This is a genomic window from Micromonospora sp. NPDC048830 (assembly GCF_043198215.1).
Classification (GTDB): Bacteria; Actinomycetota; Actinomycetes; order Mycobacteriales; family Micromonosporaceae; genus Micromonospora.
This window is the reverse complement of the sequence record NZ_JBICUP010000029.1, coordinates 1-15,851: the sequence shown is the minus strand read 5'-3', so window position 1 is coordinate 15,851 and position 15,851 is coordinate 1. Positions and strand designations below refer to the sequence as shown.

General features: G+C 76.6%; 14 protein-coding genes and 1 pseudogene. 12 read left to right on the top strand and 3 right to left on the bottom strand.

The window, feature by feature from the left end; all coding sequences use genetic code 11:
- The first annotated feature begins 28 nt into the window (after window positions 1-28).
- The 8 genes and pseudogenes from hpnC to hpnH all read left to right on the top strand — a co-directional run bounded on the left by hpnC (window position 29) and on the right by hpnH (window position 8,623).
- Window positions 29-886 carry a squalene synthase HpnC gene (hpnC, locus tag ACGFIZ_RS22875; protein WP_393422259.1) on the top strand — a complete coding sequence of 286 codons (858 nt, stop codon included), beginning with the start codon at window positions 29-31 and terminating at the stop codon, window positions 884-886.
- Entirely contained in the window at window positions 883-1,749 is an 867-nt protein-coding gene (gene hpnD / locus ACGFIZ_RS22870) for a presqualene diphosphate synthase HpnD (protein ID WP_393422257.1), read from the top strand. Before hpnC ends, hpnD begins: the two co-directional genes overlap by 4 nt.
- The gene (hpnE, locus tag ACGFIZ_RS22865; RefSeq protein ID WP_393422255.1) at window positions 1,746-3,116 is read left to right on the top strand and encodes a hydroxysqualene dehydroxylase HpnE; all 1,371 of its coding nucleotides are present in this window, start codon (window positions 1,746-1,748) and stop codon (window positions 3,114-3,116) included. Before hpnD ends, hpnE begins: the two co-directional genes overlap by 4 nt.
- Complete coding sequence (locus ACGFIZ_RS22860) at window positions 3,113-4,120, top strand: polyprenyl synthetase family protein (RefSeq protein ID WP_393422253.1); 1,008 nt, start codon at window positions 3,113-3,115, stop codon at window positions 4,118-4,120. The genes hpnE and ACGFIZ_RS22860 overlap by 4 nt, the downstream gene beginning before the upstream one ends.
- Window positions 4,120-6,072, top strand: coding sequence for a squalene--hopene cyclase (gene shc / locus ACGFIZ_RS22855; RefSeq protein WP_393422251.1), 1,953 nt, complete (start codon window positions 4,120-4,122; stop codon window positions 6,070-6,072). Before ACGFIZ_RS22860 ends, shc begins: the two co-directional genes overlap by 1 nt.
- Before the next feature lie 41 nt (window positions 6,073-6,113).
- Window positions 6,114-6,611: pseudogene (locus tag ACGFIZ_RS22850) on the top strand (hypothetical protein); the annotation flags it as partial.
- 51 nt (window positions 6,612-6,662) lie between these two features.
- Window positions 6,663-7,622, top strand: a complete 960-nt coding sequence (ispH, locus tag ACGFIZ_RS22845) for a 4-hydroxy-3-methylbut-2-enyl diphosphate reductase (RefSeq protein WP_393422377.1) — start codon at window positions 6,663-6,665, stop codon at window positions 7,620-7,622.
- The gene (gene hpnH, locus ACGFIZ_RS22840) at window positions 7,619-8,623 is read left to right on the top strand and encodes an adenosyl-hopene transferase HpnH (RefSeq protein WP_393422249.1); all 1,005 of its coding nucleotides are present in this window, start codon (window positions 7,619-7,621) and stop codon (window positions 8,621-8,623) included. The genes ispH and hpnH overlap by 4 nt, the downstream gene beginning before the upstream one ends.
- Before the next feature lie 28 nt (window positions 8,624-8,651).
- On the opposite strand, the gene ACGFIZ_RS22835 is transcribed toward hpnH, so the two are convergent.
- Window positions 8,652-9,401: an SDR family NAD(P)-dependent oxidoreductase gene (locus ACGFIZ_RS22835; protein WP_393422247.1), complete on the bottom strand. Its 750-nt coding sequence runs from the start codon at window positions 9,399-9,401 to the stop codon at window positions 8,652-8,654.
- Window positions 9,392-12,088: a wax ester/triacylglycerol synthase domain-containing protein gene (locus ACGFIZ_RS22830; RefSeq protein WP_393422245.1), complete on the bottom strand. Its 2,697-nt coding sequence runs from the start codon at window positions 12,086-12,088 to the stop codon at window positions 9,392-9,394. Before ACGFIZ_RS22830 ends, ACGFIZ_RS22835 begins: the two co-directional genes overlap by 10 nt.
- A gap of 144 nt (window positions 12,089-12,232) precedes the next feature.
- Between ACGFIZ_RS22830 and ACGFIZ_RS22825 the strand changes: the two genes are divergently transcribed.
- The 4 genes from ACGFIZ_RS22825 (at window position 12,233) to ACGFIZ_RS22810 (ending at window position 14,810) form a co-directional block, all read left to right on the top strand.
- A complete protein-coding gene (locus ACGFIZ_RS22825) occupies window positions 12,233-12,937 on the top strand; it encodes a phosphatase PAP2 family protein (RefSeq protein ID WP_393422243.1) in 705 nt (234 codons plus the stop codon).
- Between the two features lie 155 nt (window positions 12,938-13,092).
- Entirely contained in the window at window positions 13,093-13,971 is an 879-nt protein-coding gene (locus ACGFIZ_RS22820; RefSeq protein ID WP_393422241.1) for a DMT family transporter, read from the top strand.
- A 99-nt stretch (window positions 13,972-14,070) separates the two neighbouring features.
- Window positions 14,071-14,496, top strand: a complete 426-nt coding sequence (locus tag ACGFIZ_RS22815) for an ATP-binding protein (RefSeq protein WP_393422239.1) — start codon at window positions 14,071-14,073, stop codon at window positions 14,494-14,496.
- Complete coding sequence (locus ACGFIZ_RS22810) at window positions 14,493-14,810, top strand: STAS domain-containing protein (RefSeq protein WP_393422237.1); 318 nt, start codon at window positions 14,493-14,495, stop codon at window positions 14,808-14,810. The genes ACGFIZ_RS22815 and ACGFIZ_RS22810 overlap by 4 nt, the downstream gene beginning before the upstream one ends.
- 89 nt (window positions 14,811-14,899) lie before the next feature.
- Here the strand turns inward: ACGFIZ_RS22810 and ACGFIZ_RS22805 are convergent, their stop codons facing one another.
- Entirely contained in the window at window positions 14,900-15,763 is an 864-nt protein-coding gene (locus tag ACGFIZ_RS22805; protein ID WP_393422235.1) for a hypothetical protein, read from the bottom strand.
- Window positions 15,764-15,851 lie beyond the last annotated feature (88 nt).

The following is a 15,851-nucleotide window of genomic DNA, read 5'->3' as shown; positions in this document are numbered from 1 at the left end:
CCCCGTGCCCGGCAGGAAGGAAACGCACATGAGCCACAGCGCGGCCGTCGTTCCGGCGCGCCGGGTCGAGCAGGCCCGGACACGGGAGAACTTCCCGGTCGCGTTGCGGATCCTGCCCCGCCGGTACCGCCGCCACCTGCTCGCGCTCTACGCCTACGCCCGTCAGGTCGACGACCTCGGCGACGAGGCCCTGCCCGCCCCGACCGACCGGCTCGCCGCCCTCGACGAGGTCGAGGCCGAGCTGCGCCTGCTCTACGCCGGCCGCCGGGTGACCCACCCGGCGGTCCGCGTCCTCGTCCCCACCGTGGCCGAGTGCCGGCTGCCCCTCGACGCGCTCGTCCGGCTGGTCGAGGCGAACCGGGCCGACCAGCGGGTGACCCGCTACGCCACCTTCGACCAGCTGGTCGAGTACTGCACCCTGTCGGCCAACCCCGTCGGCGAACTGGTCCTGCGCGTCTTCGGGCAGGACAGCCCGGCGCGGATCGCGCTGTCCGACCGGGTGTGCACGGCGCTGCAGATCGTCGAGCACCTGCAGGACGTGGCCGAGGACCACCGCCGCGGCCGGGTCTACCTGCCGGCGGAGGACATGGCCCGGTTCGGCGTCACCGAGGCCGACCTCGCCCGCCCCACGGCCGGGCGCCAGCTCCGGGAACTGGTCGAGTTCTCCGCGGAGCGGGCCCGGGCGTGGCTCGACGCCGGCGCCCCGCTCGTCTCGGCCCTGCACGGCTGGGCGCGGCTCGCGGTGGGCGGCTACCTGGCCGGCGGCAGGGCCACCCTCGACGCGCTGGCCGCGGCCGACCACGACCCGCTGCGGACCACCGTCCGCCCCCGGGGCCGGCGCGTCCTGCTGTGCTGGCTGTCCGCCACCGTGAGGAGCGCCGGATGACCGCGACCTGCGACGTCGACACGGCCTACCGGCGCTGCGAGCAGATCACCCGCAGCCGGGCCGCCAACTTCGCGTACGGCATCCGGCTGCTGCCACCGGCGAAGCGCCGCGCCCTCTCGGCCATCTACGCCACCGCCCGGCGCATCGACGACATCGGCGACGGCACCCTGCCGCCGGACGAGAAGCTCGACCGCCTGGAGCGGACCCGCACCGAGCTGCACGTGCTGCCCGGCGACGGCCGGGACCCGGTGCTCACCGCGCTCGCCGACGCCGCCGCCCGGATGCCGATCCCGCTCGCGGCGTTCGACGAACTCGTCGACGGGTGCGCCGCCGACGTGACCGGCCGCGCGTACGCCACCTTCGACGAACTGCACTGGTACTGCCGATGCGTGGCCGGGTCCATCGGCCGGCTGTCCCTCGGCGTGTTCGGCGCCGTCGACCCCGGCCGGGCCCAGCCCCTGGCCGACGCGCTGGGCGTGGCGCTGCAACTGACCAACATCCTGCGCGACCTGCTCGAGGACCGGGCCGCCGGGCGGACCTACCTGCCGGCCGAGGACCTGGACCGGTTCGGGTGTGCCCTCCGGCTCGACGGCACCCGGTTCGCCGACCCGCCCGACCGGCTGATCGCGCTCGTGCGCTTCGAGGCGCGCCGGGCCGCGCAGTGGTACGACACCGGGCTGCGGCTGCTGCCCCTGCTGGACCGGCGCAGCGCGGCCTGCACCGCCGCGATGGCCGGCATCTACCGCCGGCTGCTCGACCGGATCGCGGCGGACCCCCTCGCCGTCACCCACCGCCGGGTGTCGCTGCCCGGGCGGGAGAAGGCCTGGGTCGCCGCACGCGCCCTCGTCGGGCGCACCGGATGAGCGCCCCGGGCCCGCCGCCGGGCGGAGCCGGCAGCGTGTGCGTCATCGGCGGTGGCCTGGCCGGCATTGCCGCCGCGATCCGCCTGGCCGACCTGCGCCTGCCGGTGACGCTGCTGGAGAGCCGCCCGGAACTCGGCGGAGCGACCTACTCCTTCCGCCGCGACGGGCTGACCGTCGACACCGGCCAACACGTCTTCCTCCGCTGCTACGACGCCTACCGCGGCCTCCTGGACCGGCTCGGCACCACCGCCGGCACCCGGGTGCAGCCGCGGTTCGCGGTGCCGGTGCTGCTGCCGGGGCGGCCCCCGCACCTGCTGACCCGCCGCCGCCTGCCGGCGCCGGCGCACCTGCTGCCCGCGCTGGCCGGCTACCGGCCGCTCGCCCCCGCGCAGCGGCTCGCCGCCCTGCGGGCCGCCGCCGCGCTGCGGCACGTCGACCCCGACCTGCCCGAGACCGACGCGCGCAGCTTCGGCGACTGGCTCGCCGACCACGGCCAGGACGCCCGCGCCGTGCGTCGGTTCTGGGACCTGGTGACGGTGGCCGCGCTGAACCTGCCCAGCGCCCGGGCGTCCCTGGCGCTGGCCGCCCGGGTGTTCCGCACCGGGCTGCTGGAGGCCGCGGACGCCGGCGACATCGGACGGCCATTGGTCCCGCTGACCGACCTGCACGCCGCCCCGGCCCGACGGCTGCTGGACCGGCTCGGCGCCCGGGTGCACACCCGCGCCCGCGTCCGGTGGATCCACCCCGAACCCGTCGGCTTCCGCGTCGGCACCGACGCCGGCGAGATCGCCGCCGACGCCGTCGTCCTGGCCGTGCCGCACCAGGTCGCAGCCGCGCTGGTCCCGCCGGCCGCCGCGCCCGCCGCCCGCGACTGGCACCGCCTCGGCGCCGCGCCGATCGTCAACGTGCACCTGCGCTACACCCGCCCGATCACCGGGCTGACCATGGCCGCCGCCGTGGAGTCCCCGGCGCAGTGGATCTTCACGCGGCCGGACCCGGAGGACGGCCAGTACGTGGTGGTGTCCCTGTCCGCCGCCGACGCCGAGCTCGAGCGGCCCACCGCCGAGCTGGTGGCGACCCAACGCGCGGCGCTCGCCGCGCTGTTCCCCGCCGCGCGGCACACCCCGCTACGCGACGCGTTCGTCACCCGGGAGCCGCGGGCCACCTTCCGGCAGGCGCCCGGCACCCGGGCGTACCGGCCGGCCACGGCCACCGGCCTGCCCGGGCTGGTACTCGCCGGCGCATGGACCGACACGGGCTGGCCGGACACGATGGAGGGCGCGGTGCGCAGCGGCCAGCAGGCCGCCGACGTCGTCGCCCGCCAGCTCGCGTCCCGGCCCCGACACCACACGGAGGCCGCACGATGACCATCGCCCGCAGCGACAGCACCACCCTGGTCGCCACCCACGTGGAACCGGCCATCCGGGCGCTGCTGGACCGGCTGGACCCGGCCAACCGCCTCGTCGCCGGCTACCAGCTGGGCTACTGGAACGCCGACGGCACACCGGCGGCCTGCCAGGGCAAGGGACTGCGTCCGGCGCTGGCGCTGTTGTCGGCCCAGGCCACCGGCGCCGAACCCGGGGCCGGCGTGCCGGCCGCCGCCGCGGTGGAACTGGCGCACAACTTCTCGCTGCTGCACGACGACGTGATGGACGGCGACACCGAGCGCCGCCACCGACCCACCGCCTGGACCGTGTTCGGGGTCGGCCCGGCCGTCCTCGCCGGGGACGCCCTGATCGGGCTGGCCCACGAGGCGCTCGCCGAGGCTCCCGGCGGCGGCGCGGCGGTGCGCCGGCTCGCCGTCGACGTGCGGGCCCTGATCTGCGGGCAGGCCGCCGACCTGGAATTCGAACGCCGCGACGACGTCACGCTCGACGAGTGCCTCGGCATGGCCGGCAACAAGACGGCCGCGCTGCTGGCCGGCTCGTGCGCGCTCGGGGCGCTGCTGTGCGGCGGGCCGCCGGGGCTGGTCGACGGGCTGTCCCGGTTCGGCTTCCACCTCGGGCTGGCCTTCCAGCTCGTCGACGACCTGCTCGGCATCTGGGGCGACCCGCGGCGCACCGGCAAACCCGTCGGCGCCGACCTGCGGGCCCGCAAACGCAGCATCCCCGTCGTGCGGGCGCTGACCGGCGGCGGCAGCGCCGCCCAGGACCTGGCGGAGCTGTACCGGTCACCGGCGCCGCCGACCGACGACGACGTGGCCCGCGCGACCGGGCTGGTCGAGGCGAGCGGGGCCCGCGACTGGACGCGGCGGCGGGCGGCGCGGGAGACCGAGCGGGCCCGGGCGGAGCTGGCCGAACTGGACCTGCCCGAGCACGTACGCCGGGAACTCGCGGACATCGCCACCTTCATCACCGGACGGGATCACTGATGACCGACCTGCTCTCGCCGAAGCCGGCCGGGTCCGTCGTCGAGGCCCCGCCCGCCGCCGTGACCCCGTCCGACGCCGCCCGGGCGGCGCTGCGCCGCGCCCGCGACCACCTGCTCGGCCTGCAGGACGCCGCCGGCTGGTGGAAGGGGGACCTGGCCACCAACGTCACCATGGACGCCGAGGACCTGCTGCTGCGGCAGTTCCTGGGCATCCGGACCGCCGAGCAGACCGCCGAGTCCGCGCGCTGGATCCGCTCCCAGCAGCGGCCCGACGGCGCGTGGGCCACCTTCCACGGCGGCCCGGGCGACCTGTCCACCACCGTCGAGGCGTACCTGGCGCTGCGGCTGGCCGGTGACGCGCCCGACGCGCCGCACATGGCGTCGGCCGCCGCGTTCGTCCGCGCCCACGGCGGGCTGGCCGCCAGCCGGGTGTTCACCCGCTTCTGGCTGGCCCTGTTCGGCCACTGGCCCTGGCACCGGCTGCCCGCCGTGCCCCCCGAGCTGGTGCTGCTGCCGTCCTGGATGCCGTTCAACGTCTACGACTTCGCCTGCTGGGCCCGGCAGACCATCGTCCCGCTGTCCGTCGTCCGCGCGCTGCGCCCGGTGCGCGACCTCGGCTTCACCGTCGACGAGCTGCGCGTCGCGGCCGCGCCGCCCCGGCCGCCCCGGCTGCGCACCCGGGCCGGCGTGCTGCACCGTCTCGACCGGCTCGCCGCCGGCTACGAGCGGGTCGCCCGCGGCCCGCTGCGCCGCAACGCGTTGCGCCGGGCCGCCGAGTGGATCGTGGCCCGTCAGGAGGCCGACGGGTCCTGGGGCGGGATCCAGCCGCCGTGGGTGTACTCGCTGATGGCGCTGCACCTGCTCGGCTACCCGCTGGACCACCCGGTCCTGCGGGCCGGCCTGGCCGGACTGGAGCGGTTCACGGTGCGCCAACAGACCCCGGACGGTCCGGTGCGCTGGCTGGAGGCGTGCCAGTCGCCGGTCTGGGACACCGCGCTGGCCGTCACCGCGCTGTCCGACGCGGGGCTGCCGGCCGGGCACCCCGCCCTGGTCCGGGCCGGCGCGTGGCTGCTCGACGAGGAGATCCAGGTCCGCGGCGACTGGGCCGTACGCCGGCCGCACACCCCGGTCGGCGGCTGGGCGTTCGAGTTCGACAACGACGGGTACGCCGACACCGACGACACCGCCGAGGTGATCATGGCGTTGCGGCGTACCGACGTGCCGGCCGACGCCGCCGTGCTGCGCGCCACCCGCTGGCTGCTCGGCATGCAGTGCCGCGACGGCGGCTGGGCCGCGTTCGACGCCGACAACACCCGGGCGGTGCTCGCCGACCTGCCGTTCTGCGACTTCGGCGAGGTCATCGACCCGCCGAGCGCCGACGTGACCGCGCACATCGTCGAGGCGCTGGCGGCGGAGCACTTCGCCGACACGGTGCCGGTACGCCGCGCCGTGGCCTGGCTGCTGCGGGCGCAGGAGCCGGACGGGTCCTGGTTCGGTCGCTGGGGGGCCAACCACGTCTACGGCACGGGGGCCGTGGTGCCCGCGCTGGTGGCTGCCGGTCTGCGGCCCGGCCACCCGGCGATCCGCCGGGCCGTCGACTGGCTGCTCGCGCACCAGAACCCCGACGGCGGGTGGGGCGAGGACCTGCGCTCCTACCGGGACCCGGCCTGGGTCGGCCGCGGCGAGTCCACCGCCTCGCAGACCGCCTGGGCGCTGCTCGCCCTGCACGCCGCCGGCCACGGCGCGGGGGAGCCGGCGTCCCGCGGGGTGGCCTGGCTGGTCGCCACGCAGCGCGCCGACGGCGGCTGGGACGAACCCCAGTACACCGGGACGGGCTTCCCCGGCGACTTCTACATCAACTACGGCCTGTACCGGCTGGTCTTCCCGATCAGCGCGCTCGGCCGCATCCTGGACGCCCGCGCCGCCGGCCCCGACGCCGAGGCGTTGGCGTGAACGCAGCGGAGGACCATCCGTCCTGGACGCTGTACGCACCGATGCGCTCGGAGGCGTCGGCGCTGCGGCGCGGACTGGCCGACGATCCGCGCGGCCGGCCGGCGCTGCGGCGCACCGGCGTCAGGCCACGCCGCGCCCGGTCCGCCGCCGCGCACCGGCCGGGCGACGGCACCCCGGTCGCCGTCGCCGGCATCGGCGGCGGGCTGGCCCCCGGGCTGGCGTCCGGCGACGTCGTGGTGGCCAGCGAGGTGCGCGCCGATCCACTGGCTCCCGACGGCCCCGCGGGTGCGGTCCGGATGCCGGACGCCGCCGTGCTCGCCGCCGCCCTGCGCCGCCGCGGGCTGCGGGTGCACGTCGGCCCCGTGCTCAGCACCGACCGGCTGGTCGACGGCGCGACCCGGGCCCGGCTGGCCGCGACCGGCGCGCTGGTCGCCGACTGCGAGTCGGCCTGGCTGCTGGCCGGGTGCGCCGACCGGCCCACGGCCTGCGTACGCGTGGTCGCCGACACCGCCGCCGGGCCGCTGTACCGGCCGGCGACGCTGCGCCGGGTCCGCGCCGCGCTGGCGGTGCTGCCGGTCGTGGCGGCGGCGCTGACCGAGTGGGCGGCGGCAGGCAGCGGCCTGCGGCGGGTCCTGCTGGCCTCGCCCCGGTCCTTCTGCGCGGGGGTCGAGCGGGCGATCGCGGTGGTGGAGCAGGCCCTGCACCGCCACGGCCCCCCGGTGTACGTCCGCAAGCAGATCGTGCACAACGCCCGGGTCGTGGCCGACCTGCGGGCCCGCGGCGCGGTCTTCGTCGACGACCTCGACGAGGTTCCGGACGGGGCCCTCACCGTCTTCTCCGCGCACGGCGTGGCACCCGCGGTACGCCGGGAGGCCGCCGACCGTGGGCTGCCGGTGATCGACGCCACCTGCCCGCTGGTGACGAAGGTCCACGCCGAGGCGCGCCGGTTCGCCGGCCGGGGCGACACCGTGCTGCTGATCGGGCACCCCGGTCACGAGGAGACCGACGGCACGCTCGGCGAGGCACCCGGGCGGATCCGCCTGGTGTCCGACCCGGCCGCGGCCGAGACGGTGCAGGTCGACGACCCGGATCGGGTGTCGTACCTGGTGCAGACGACCCTGGCCACGGACGAGGCGGCGGGGATCGTCGAGGCGCTGCGCCGCCGGTTCCCGGACCTGGCCGGCCCCGGCTCGGACGACATCTGCTACGCCACCACCAACCGGCAGCGCGCCGTCGCCGAGGTCGCCGGGCGCGCCGACGTCGTCCTGGTGCTCGGCTCCGACAACTCCTCGAACTCCCGGCGGCTGGTGGAGGTCGCCGAGCGGGCCGGCGCGCGGGCGTACCTGGTCGACGACGTGAGCCGGGTGGACCTGCGCTGGCTGGCCGGCGTCACCACGATCGGGGTCTCCGCCGGGGCCTCGGCGCCGCCCGCGCTGGTCGACGAGGTCGTCGCCGCGCTCGGCGCACTCGGGGCGAGGGAGGTGAGCGAGCACACCACGACCGTCGAGGACGTCGCTTTCACCCTTCCGAAGGAGGTACGGCAGCCATGAGCATGCCGCTGCGCCAGAGCCTGCGGATCGCGAGCTACCTGGTGGCACAGAAGATGCGCGGCCGGACGCGGTTCCCGCTGCTGCTGGAGCTGGAGCCGCTGTTCGCCTGCAACCTGAAGTGCGCGGGCTGCGGCAAGATCCAACAGCCGGCGCACCTGCTCAAGCGCCGGATGCCGGTGGCGCAGGCCCTGGCCGCCGTACAGGAGTGCGGGTCGCCGATGGTCTCCATCGCCGGCGGCGAGCCGCTCATGCACCCGGAGATCCACACCCTCGTCGCCGAGCTGGTGCGGCGCAGGAAGTTCGTCTTCCTGTGCACCAACGCCGTCCTGCTGCCGAAGCACATCGACAAGTTCCGCCCGTCGCCGTACTTCGCGTTCACGGTGCACATCGACGGCCTGCGGGAGCGGCACGACGCGGCGGTGTGCAAGGACGGCGTCTTCGACGCGGCGGTGGCCGCCGTGCGGGAGGCCAAGCGGCGCGGCTTCCGGGTCACCACCAACACCACCTTCTTCAACACCGACACCCCGCAGACCGTGATCGAGGTGCTCGACTACCTCAACGACGAGCTGCGGGTGGACGAGATGATGCTCTCCCCGGCGTACGCCTACGAGAAGGCGCCGGACCAGGAGCACTTCCTCGGCGTCACGGAGACGCGGGAGCTGTTCCGCAAGGCGTTCGCCGGGGGCCGGCGCCGCCGCTGGCGGCTCAACCACTCGCCGCTGTTCCTGGACTTCCTCGAGGGGAAGGTCGACTTCCCCTGCACCGCCTGGGCCATCCCGTCGTACTCCCTGCTGGGCTGGCAGCGGCCCTGCTACCTGATGGCCGACGGGTACGCGGCCAGCTACCGCGAGCTGCTGGACTCGACCGACTGGGACAGCTACGGCCGCGGCCGGGACGCGCGCTGCGCGAACTGCATGGCGCACTGCGGGTACGAGCCGACGGCCGTGCTGGCGACCATGTCCTCGCTGCGCCAGTCGCTGCGGGCGGCGCGCGACACCTGACGCCCCGCCGCGCCGGAGCCGCGCCGCGTCAGCCGAACCGGGCGGCCAGGCGCCGGTACGCCCCCGGCAGCAGCGCCCGCACCGCCACCGGCAGGCGCAACCAGCCCGGCACGTAGACCTCGGCCCGGTCCCGCACGATCGCGTCGGCCAGCGCGTCGGCCACCCGCTCCGGCGGCAGCGGACGGGGCCGGCGGCGCCGGTACGGCTGTCCCCGGCGGGCGAAGAACGGCGTGTCGACCACCCCGGGAACCACCACGCTGACGCCGACCCGGCGGTGGGCCAGCTCCAGCCGCAGGCTCTGCGCGAAGACGTCGAGGCCGGCCTTGCCGGCCGCGTAGACGGCCTCGCCGCCCACCCCGAGCCGGCCGGCGATCGAGCCCACGAACACGAGGTGACCGCCCCGGTGGCACATCCCGGGCAGCACCGCCCGGGTCAGCTCGATCGGCGCGTGCAGGTTCACCGCGAGCAGTTCGTCGGCGACCGCGGCGGCCATGCCGCCGAACGGGCCGGCCCAGCCGACGCCGGCGTTGTTGACCAGGACGTCCACCCGGGTGTGCCGGGCCAGGACCCGCTCGGCCAGGTCCCGCCCCGCGCCGGGCCGGGCCAGGTCGGTCAGCAGCGTGGCGGCGCCGGTTTCGGCGGCCAGCCGGGCCAGGCGCTCCCGGTCCCGGCCGGCCGCCACGACCTGGCTGCCCGCGCGGGCGAGCCGCCGCACCACGGCCGCCCCGATGCCCGACGACGCGCCGGTGACCAGGACCACCGCGCCGGTCAGGCGCACCGCGACACCCCTGGCGGGACCGGGCCCCTGCGCCGCCGGGCGGGTTCGCCGTCCGCCGCCGCGCTCCCGGGGGCGTCGTCGAGCAGCTCGGCGAGCCCGGCGCGCACCGCGTCGACGAACGCCGCGCCGGCCTCGGCGAGCGGGTCGTCCAGCAGCACCCCGACGTCGATGTTGTCCCCGCACCGCAGCACCCCCACCCCGACGGGTACGCCCCGGGCGAGCGCGACGACCGGTGTGGCCCTCAGCAGCGGGGCGCTGGCGAGCAGCCGCGACTGCCACGGCGTCGACACGTAGGAGACGACGACGTTGAGGTGCCGGTCGGTGTAGACGCGCCGGGCCAGCGCCCGGTGCAGCGGCGCGGGTAGCACGCCCATCGCCCGCATCACCACGCCGGCCGCCTCGGCCTCGCCGCTGCCCAGCGCGGCGCGCAGCGACTGCTGGACGGCCGCGACCCGGCCCCGCGCCGGGAACCGGCCCAGCGGGAGGTCGAGGGTGACCGCACCCGTCCAGTTGCCCTGGGTGGGCGCCCGCTGTCGCGGGTTGTCGGAGACGGCGAACATCGCCCGCAGCCGCGGCGGCGCCCCGTGGGGGTCGAGGACGTCCAGCGCCCCGGCGGTGAGGGCGAGCATCAGCTCGCTGGCGTGCGCCCGGCAGGCCCGCGCCGCGCGGAGCACCTCGGCGGCCGGCAGGGTCACGGTGACCAGCCGGCGGCGCGGCGAGCGCAGCGGACGGTTGAAACCGGTGGCCGGCGCCGGCCCCTGCGTGGCCAGCCGGGCCAGGCCGCGCGCGACCAGGCCGAGCCGCAGCGGCGGCCCGCCCCGCGGCGCGGCGGCGACGGGCACCGGCCCGGTCCCGGCCACCGGCCCGGTCCCGGCCACCGGCCCGGTCCCGGCCACCGGCCCGGTCCCGGCCACCGGCCCGGTCCCGGCCACCGGCCCGCGTCCCGTCCCGGCGGGCGCCGCCGGCCCGGCGACGTCCGGACGGTCCAGCAGCCGGGTCAGGACGCCGATCGCGGCCAGCCCGTCGCCGAGGCAGTGGTGCAGTTTGACGGCCACCCGGGTCCGCCCGCCGGGAAGGCCGCCGACCAGGAGCATCCGCCAGGGCGGCCGGTCGACGGCCAGCGGTTCGGACCAGAACCGGTCCAGCGCGGCGTCGCCGTCGTCGCCCGGCGCGACCCGGACCTCCTCGACGTGCTCGGCGGGATCGACGTACCGCTCGAGCACCCAGCCGGGCCGCCGCCACCGCCCCCGGTCGACCAGGCGGCGGCGCAGGCTGGCGATCACGGGCAGCCGCCGGGCCAGCAACGCCGTGAGGTCGGCCGCGCCGACCGGGCGGCCGTCCGGCCGGGGCCCGAGCTCCATGACCGTGCCGATCTGCTGGGCGACCGTGTCGGACTGCACGTGCAGGAAGAACGCGTCCTGCGGTCGCAGCGGCCAGCTGGCCGGCCGGGCGGTCGTCCGGCGAGGTTCCGCGCCCGCGTCGTCGGCCGCCGGGGACCGCGCGGCGGCCAGCGCGGGCAGCCCGAGGTCCGGCAGGCGCGGATGGGACGCGGGCGCGACCGGGGGCTGCCGGCCGAAGAGCTGGCTGCGGACGCAGGCGACGAGGGCCTGCGGGCTGCGGGCCGTCTCGGCCAGCCCGGCCGCGCTCATCAGCGCCGCGTTGGCCACGCCGTGCGCGGCGATCGGCCGGTACATCACGATCGGCGTCCCGGTGGCCCACGCCTCGAGCGCCGTGGCTCCGCCCGCGTTGGTCACCACCAGGCTGGCGGCCCGCAGCAGGGTGGGCATGTCGTCGACCCAGTGCCGGACCTGCAGCCGGCCGGGCGGAACGTCCAGCGCCGCCAGCCGCGCCACCAGCCGCTCGTTGCGCCCGCACACGGCCACCACCTGCACCGCGTCCCCGATGCCGACGAGCGCGCCGATGGCCTCCTCCACGTGACCGAAGCCGTACGAGCCGCAGGCGACCACCACCGCCGGCCGGGTCGGGTCGAGACCGCAGCGCCTGGCGGCCTCGGCCCGGTCGCCGGGGCGGAACCGGTCGAGCACCGGAGGCGCCGCCACCCCCAGCCGCGCGCCCGGTGCCGCGACCGCCGCCACCGGCAGCGCCGCCGGATGGACCAGCACGTCCAGGTCCAGCTCGGAGTAGACCCAGGACGGGTGCGGCGCGAAGTCGCAGACCCACGCCCCGAGCGGTACGCCGAGGCCGCGACGCCGGCGCAGCCAGGCCAACCCGGCGCTGCCCAGCGGGTACGTGGAGACGATCAGATCCGGGTCGAACGCCTCGACCACCGGTGCCAGTCCCCGGCCGGCCCAGGCGCCGGTGAACCACTTGGAGGCGGTCGCGAACCAGGGGTACCGCCAGATCGCCGCCCAGAAGAACTCGTACAGCCAGGGCGTCGCGTCGACGTTGGTGACGTAGGTGCGCCGGAACAGCCGGCCGACCCCCGGGCCCATGACGTCGAGGGTGTCCACCCAGCCCACCCGGCTGCCCGGCCACAGCGTGCGGGCGCGTTCGGCCAGCGCCCGCCCCGTGGCGTCGTGCCCGCCGCCGATGTCGGCCGAGACGACCAGCACCCGCCGGGGCAGCGGCTCGGCGGCCCCGCCCGGCGCCCCCGTCCGCGCCTCCTCCCGGTGGCTCCCGCGGGACCCCGGCTGGGCGGCCGGGGGTGGCGCGGGGGTCGCTGGCATCTCGGGCGCTCCCAGGCGGTGGGTGGGGGAGGGACGCCGGGAGTCGCCCCTCCAGGGCGTTCACCAGCTTAACGACTCCTTTACGGATAGATGGGATATCTTCGGACATCAGGTGCCCGCCGGGCGGCACTGCCGGGAGGCGTCATGGCAACGGGGCGACCAGGGGCGCGGCGGCCCCGCCCGCTCGGCGTACCCGTGCTGACGCCCGTCCCGGCCGGGTGGTGGTTCGACGCCCTGCTGGTCGCCGCGTTCGCCGCGCTCACCGCGGCGCTGGCCTGGTCGCCGCCGCTGCTGCGCCTGGACATCGCCGTGCGGGACTGGTGCGACGCGCACCGCCCGCCGCCGGTGTACGTGGTGATGCGCATCCTCGACGGGTTCGGTCAGGGCGGACCGCTCACCACGGTCACCGTGCTGGTCTCCGGCTGGCTGGCCTGGCGGCACCGCACCGTGCGCCCGATCGTCCTGTCCGGCCTGGCCCCGATCGTGAGCACGCTGCTGATCGTCGGCCTGAAGCGGTGGACGTCCCGGGGCGCCCCGCACCACGGGTCGGCGCGCATGTTCGGCGACGGCTGGGAGGAGTACTACCCGTCCGGGCATGTGAGCAACGCCGTCGTCTACTACACGGTGCTGGCGGTGCTGCTCGCACCGTATCTGGCGGCGGCGCCGCGCCGCCTGCTGCAGTGGCTGCCCGGCCCGCTGGCCTTCACCGGCGCCACGCACCTGAACTACCACTGGCTCACCGACAGCATCGGCGGATACCTGCTGGGGCTGCTGATCGCGCGGCTGCTCCTGCGGCTGCCGTGGCGCACCCTCCCGCTGCCGCGCCGCCTCGATCGGCGGCCGCCCTGAAGCGCCGACCGGCGTTTACCCCCGGTCGGGCCGGGTAGGCCCGGCCCGCACGCGACACCGCAAGGAGACGGTATGGCCGCCGGGACGATCGTGGTTGACGAGGCGTCCGCCGTTCCTCCCCGCCCTGAGGGACGGGGCATCCCGGCGGTGCACCGGTGAACGACACGGGTCAGCTGGCGGCCGGCGCGACGCTCGCCCTGGCCGCCGCCGCCGCGTTCGGCACGTGCTCGGTGCTGCAGTACCGCGCCTCCCGCCAGGTGCCGGAGGAACGGGCCGGGCAGCCGCGGCTGCTGGTGCGGCTGTTCCGCGTACCGATCTGGCGCTGGTCGGTCGTGCTGGCCGCGGCGGCGTTCGCCCTGCAGGTCGCGGCCCTGAGCCTGGCGCCGCTGATCCTGGTGCAGCCCCTGCTGGTGACCGGGCTGATCTGGTACGTCCTGGTGTTCGCCGCAGCCGAGCACCACCGGCCCGACCCGCCGCTGCTGCTGGAGTCGACGCTGTGCCTGCTCGGGCTCGCCGCCTTCCTGGCGGCCACGCGGCCCACCCGTAGCCAGGGGCAGGGGTTCGACTCCGTCGGCTCGGCCCTGCTGCTCAACGTCGCGGTGGTGGTCTCGGTGGGGCTGTGCCTGCTGGCCGCGGTGCGGCTGGAGCGCCGGTGGCGCCCGCTGCCGCTGGCCCTCGCGGCCGGCGTCTGCTACGGCGTGACGGCCGGGCTGATCAGCAGCCTCGGCTTCCACCTCGCGGCGAGCCCACTGTCGGTGTTCGGGCAGTGGCAGACCTACGCCATCGCCGTGCTCGGCCCGTTCGGCGTGCTGCTGAGCCAGAACGCCTACCAGGCCGGCCCGATGGGCGCGCCCGCCCTGGCGACCATCACCGTCGCCGACCCGTTGGTGTCCATCGCGGTCGGGCTGTTCTGGCTGGACGAGCGGATCATGACCGGCGCCGGGGCCGCGGTGGGCCAGGTGCTCGGGCTCGCGGTCGTGGCCGTCGCGGTCTTCCTGCTCGCCCGGCGGGCGCCCCTCGCCACCGACGGGTAGGTTTCTCGACGTGGCCGGACGGGTAGTGTCCCACCGCGTCGATGGCATCGCGGACTCGCGGCTGTCAGTACCCGCCAGCAGAACAGGATCTCGTCGGCCATGAGCGAGCTGACCGCCCACCTCGACCTGCCCCTCGGCATCCACGCGCCCGGTGCGGCACGTCGGGCGGTGACCGCCCTGCTCGAGGGCTGGGGTTTCCGGGACGAGGAGTGGCTCGATGCCGCGGCGGTGGTGACCAGCGAGCTCGTCACCAACGCGGTACGCCACGGGGGCGGTTGCGTGGAGCTCACCGCCGAGGCCCACGAGGGGAGGGTCGTGCTCTCGGTCGCGGACGGCTCCTCAGTCGTGCCCCGTCGCCGTGACCCCGACGGCGTCGGGGGGCGGGGCATCGCGGTGATCGAGGCCCTGTCGGCGCGGTGGGGCGTGCATGATCACGAGGGCGGCAAGCGGGTCTGGGTCGAGTTGCGCCCGTACCCCGGCGGGCCCGTGCGCTCGCCGGGCAGCGCGAGGGGGGAGCGGCGGTGAAGGTCGCCCGGCACGTCGACGCCGACGGGGCGGTGCGGTTGGTCCTCGCCGGCGAGTTGGACCTGGCCACGGTCGAGACGCTGTACGACAGCGTGACGCAGACGATCACGGCGGGCCGGCCCGGGCGGTTGGTCGTCGACCTCGCCGGGGTCACCTTCTGCGACTCCACAGGCATCGGCGCGCTGCTGGACGCCCGCACGGCCGCGAACAGCAGCGGCGTCGCGTTCCAGGCCACCAACCCGCGCGGCGTCACGCGCAGGACGATGCAGGTCATCGGGGTGTTCGAGGTGCTGACCGCCGGCACGGCCGCCTGACCCGCGGCCAGCCCGGCCGGCCGGGAGCGAGCCGCCCGGCTGGCTGGGAGCGAGCCGCCCGGCCGGCGGTCGTCGCCGCGTGCGCCCGGTCAGCGGTAGTCGCCGCGGCGGACCGGCGGGATGACCATGGTGGCTTCGTCGCTTGCCGCCACGGACTCGTCGGCGGCCGGCCGGGCCTGCGGCATGGCCGGCACAGGGTCGCCGGCGACGGGCTGGGCCGGCGGCCTGGCCGTCATCGCGGCGTCGGCGTCGCGGCGGCCGGCGGTGTAGGCGCGGGCGTGGCTGGCGATGGCCTGCGACTCCTCCTCGGCGCGGGCGAGCCAGCCTTCCCAGCGGCTCTGCATGGGGCGGACGAGGCCGCCGCCGACGCCGACGACGAGGATGCCGCCGACGGTGGCGAGCACGGCGATGAGCACCGGGGTGGTGACCGTGGTGGCCACGCCGATCTGGTTGAGGGCGGCGATGACGCCCAGGCCGAGGATGAACACCGAGGCCCCGGTGGCGAGGATCCGGCCGTAGGACAGGCCGCCGAGGGCGCTGGAGATGACGTCCCTGACCGCCCTGGCGATGGCGGCGGCGACCACGACGATGACGATCGCGACGAACGCCCCGGGCAGCCACGCGACGACGCCGTGGATCAGGTCGGACACCGGGTTCGGGCCCCAGATGCCGAAGGCGAGCTGCAGGGTGACCAGCAGGACCCCGTAGTAGGCCAGCCTGGCGACGATGTCGCTGGCGTCGTAACGGGATCGGGCCAGGGCGGTCTTGATGCCGCCACGCTCGACCGCCCGGTCGAAGCGCACCCGCTCGAGCACCTTGTCGACGAGCCTGAGCACGGCCTTGGCGATCAGCCAACCGACCAGCAGGATCGCGAGGAACGCGACCGCCTTGGGCAGGAACAGCAGCACCGAGCGGACGGCGTCGCCCACCGCGTTCGTGAAATTGTCCTTCATCGAATGTCTTCCGTGGAAACCCCCGGCTTTAGCCGTGGGGAGGAAACGGAACCCCTGCGGAGCAGGTCAGGGATAGCCCATTCGCCGC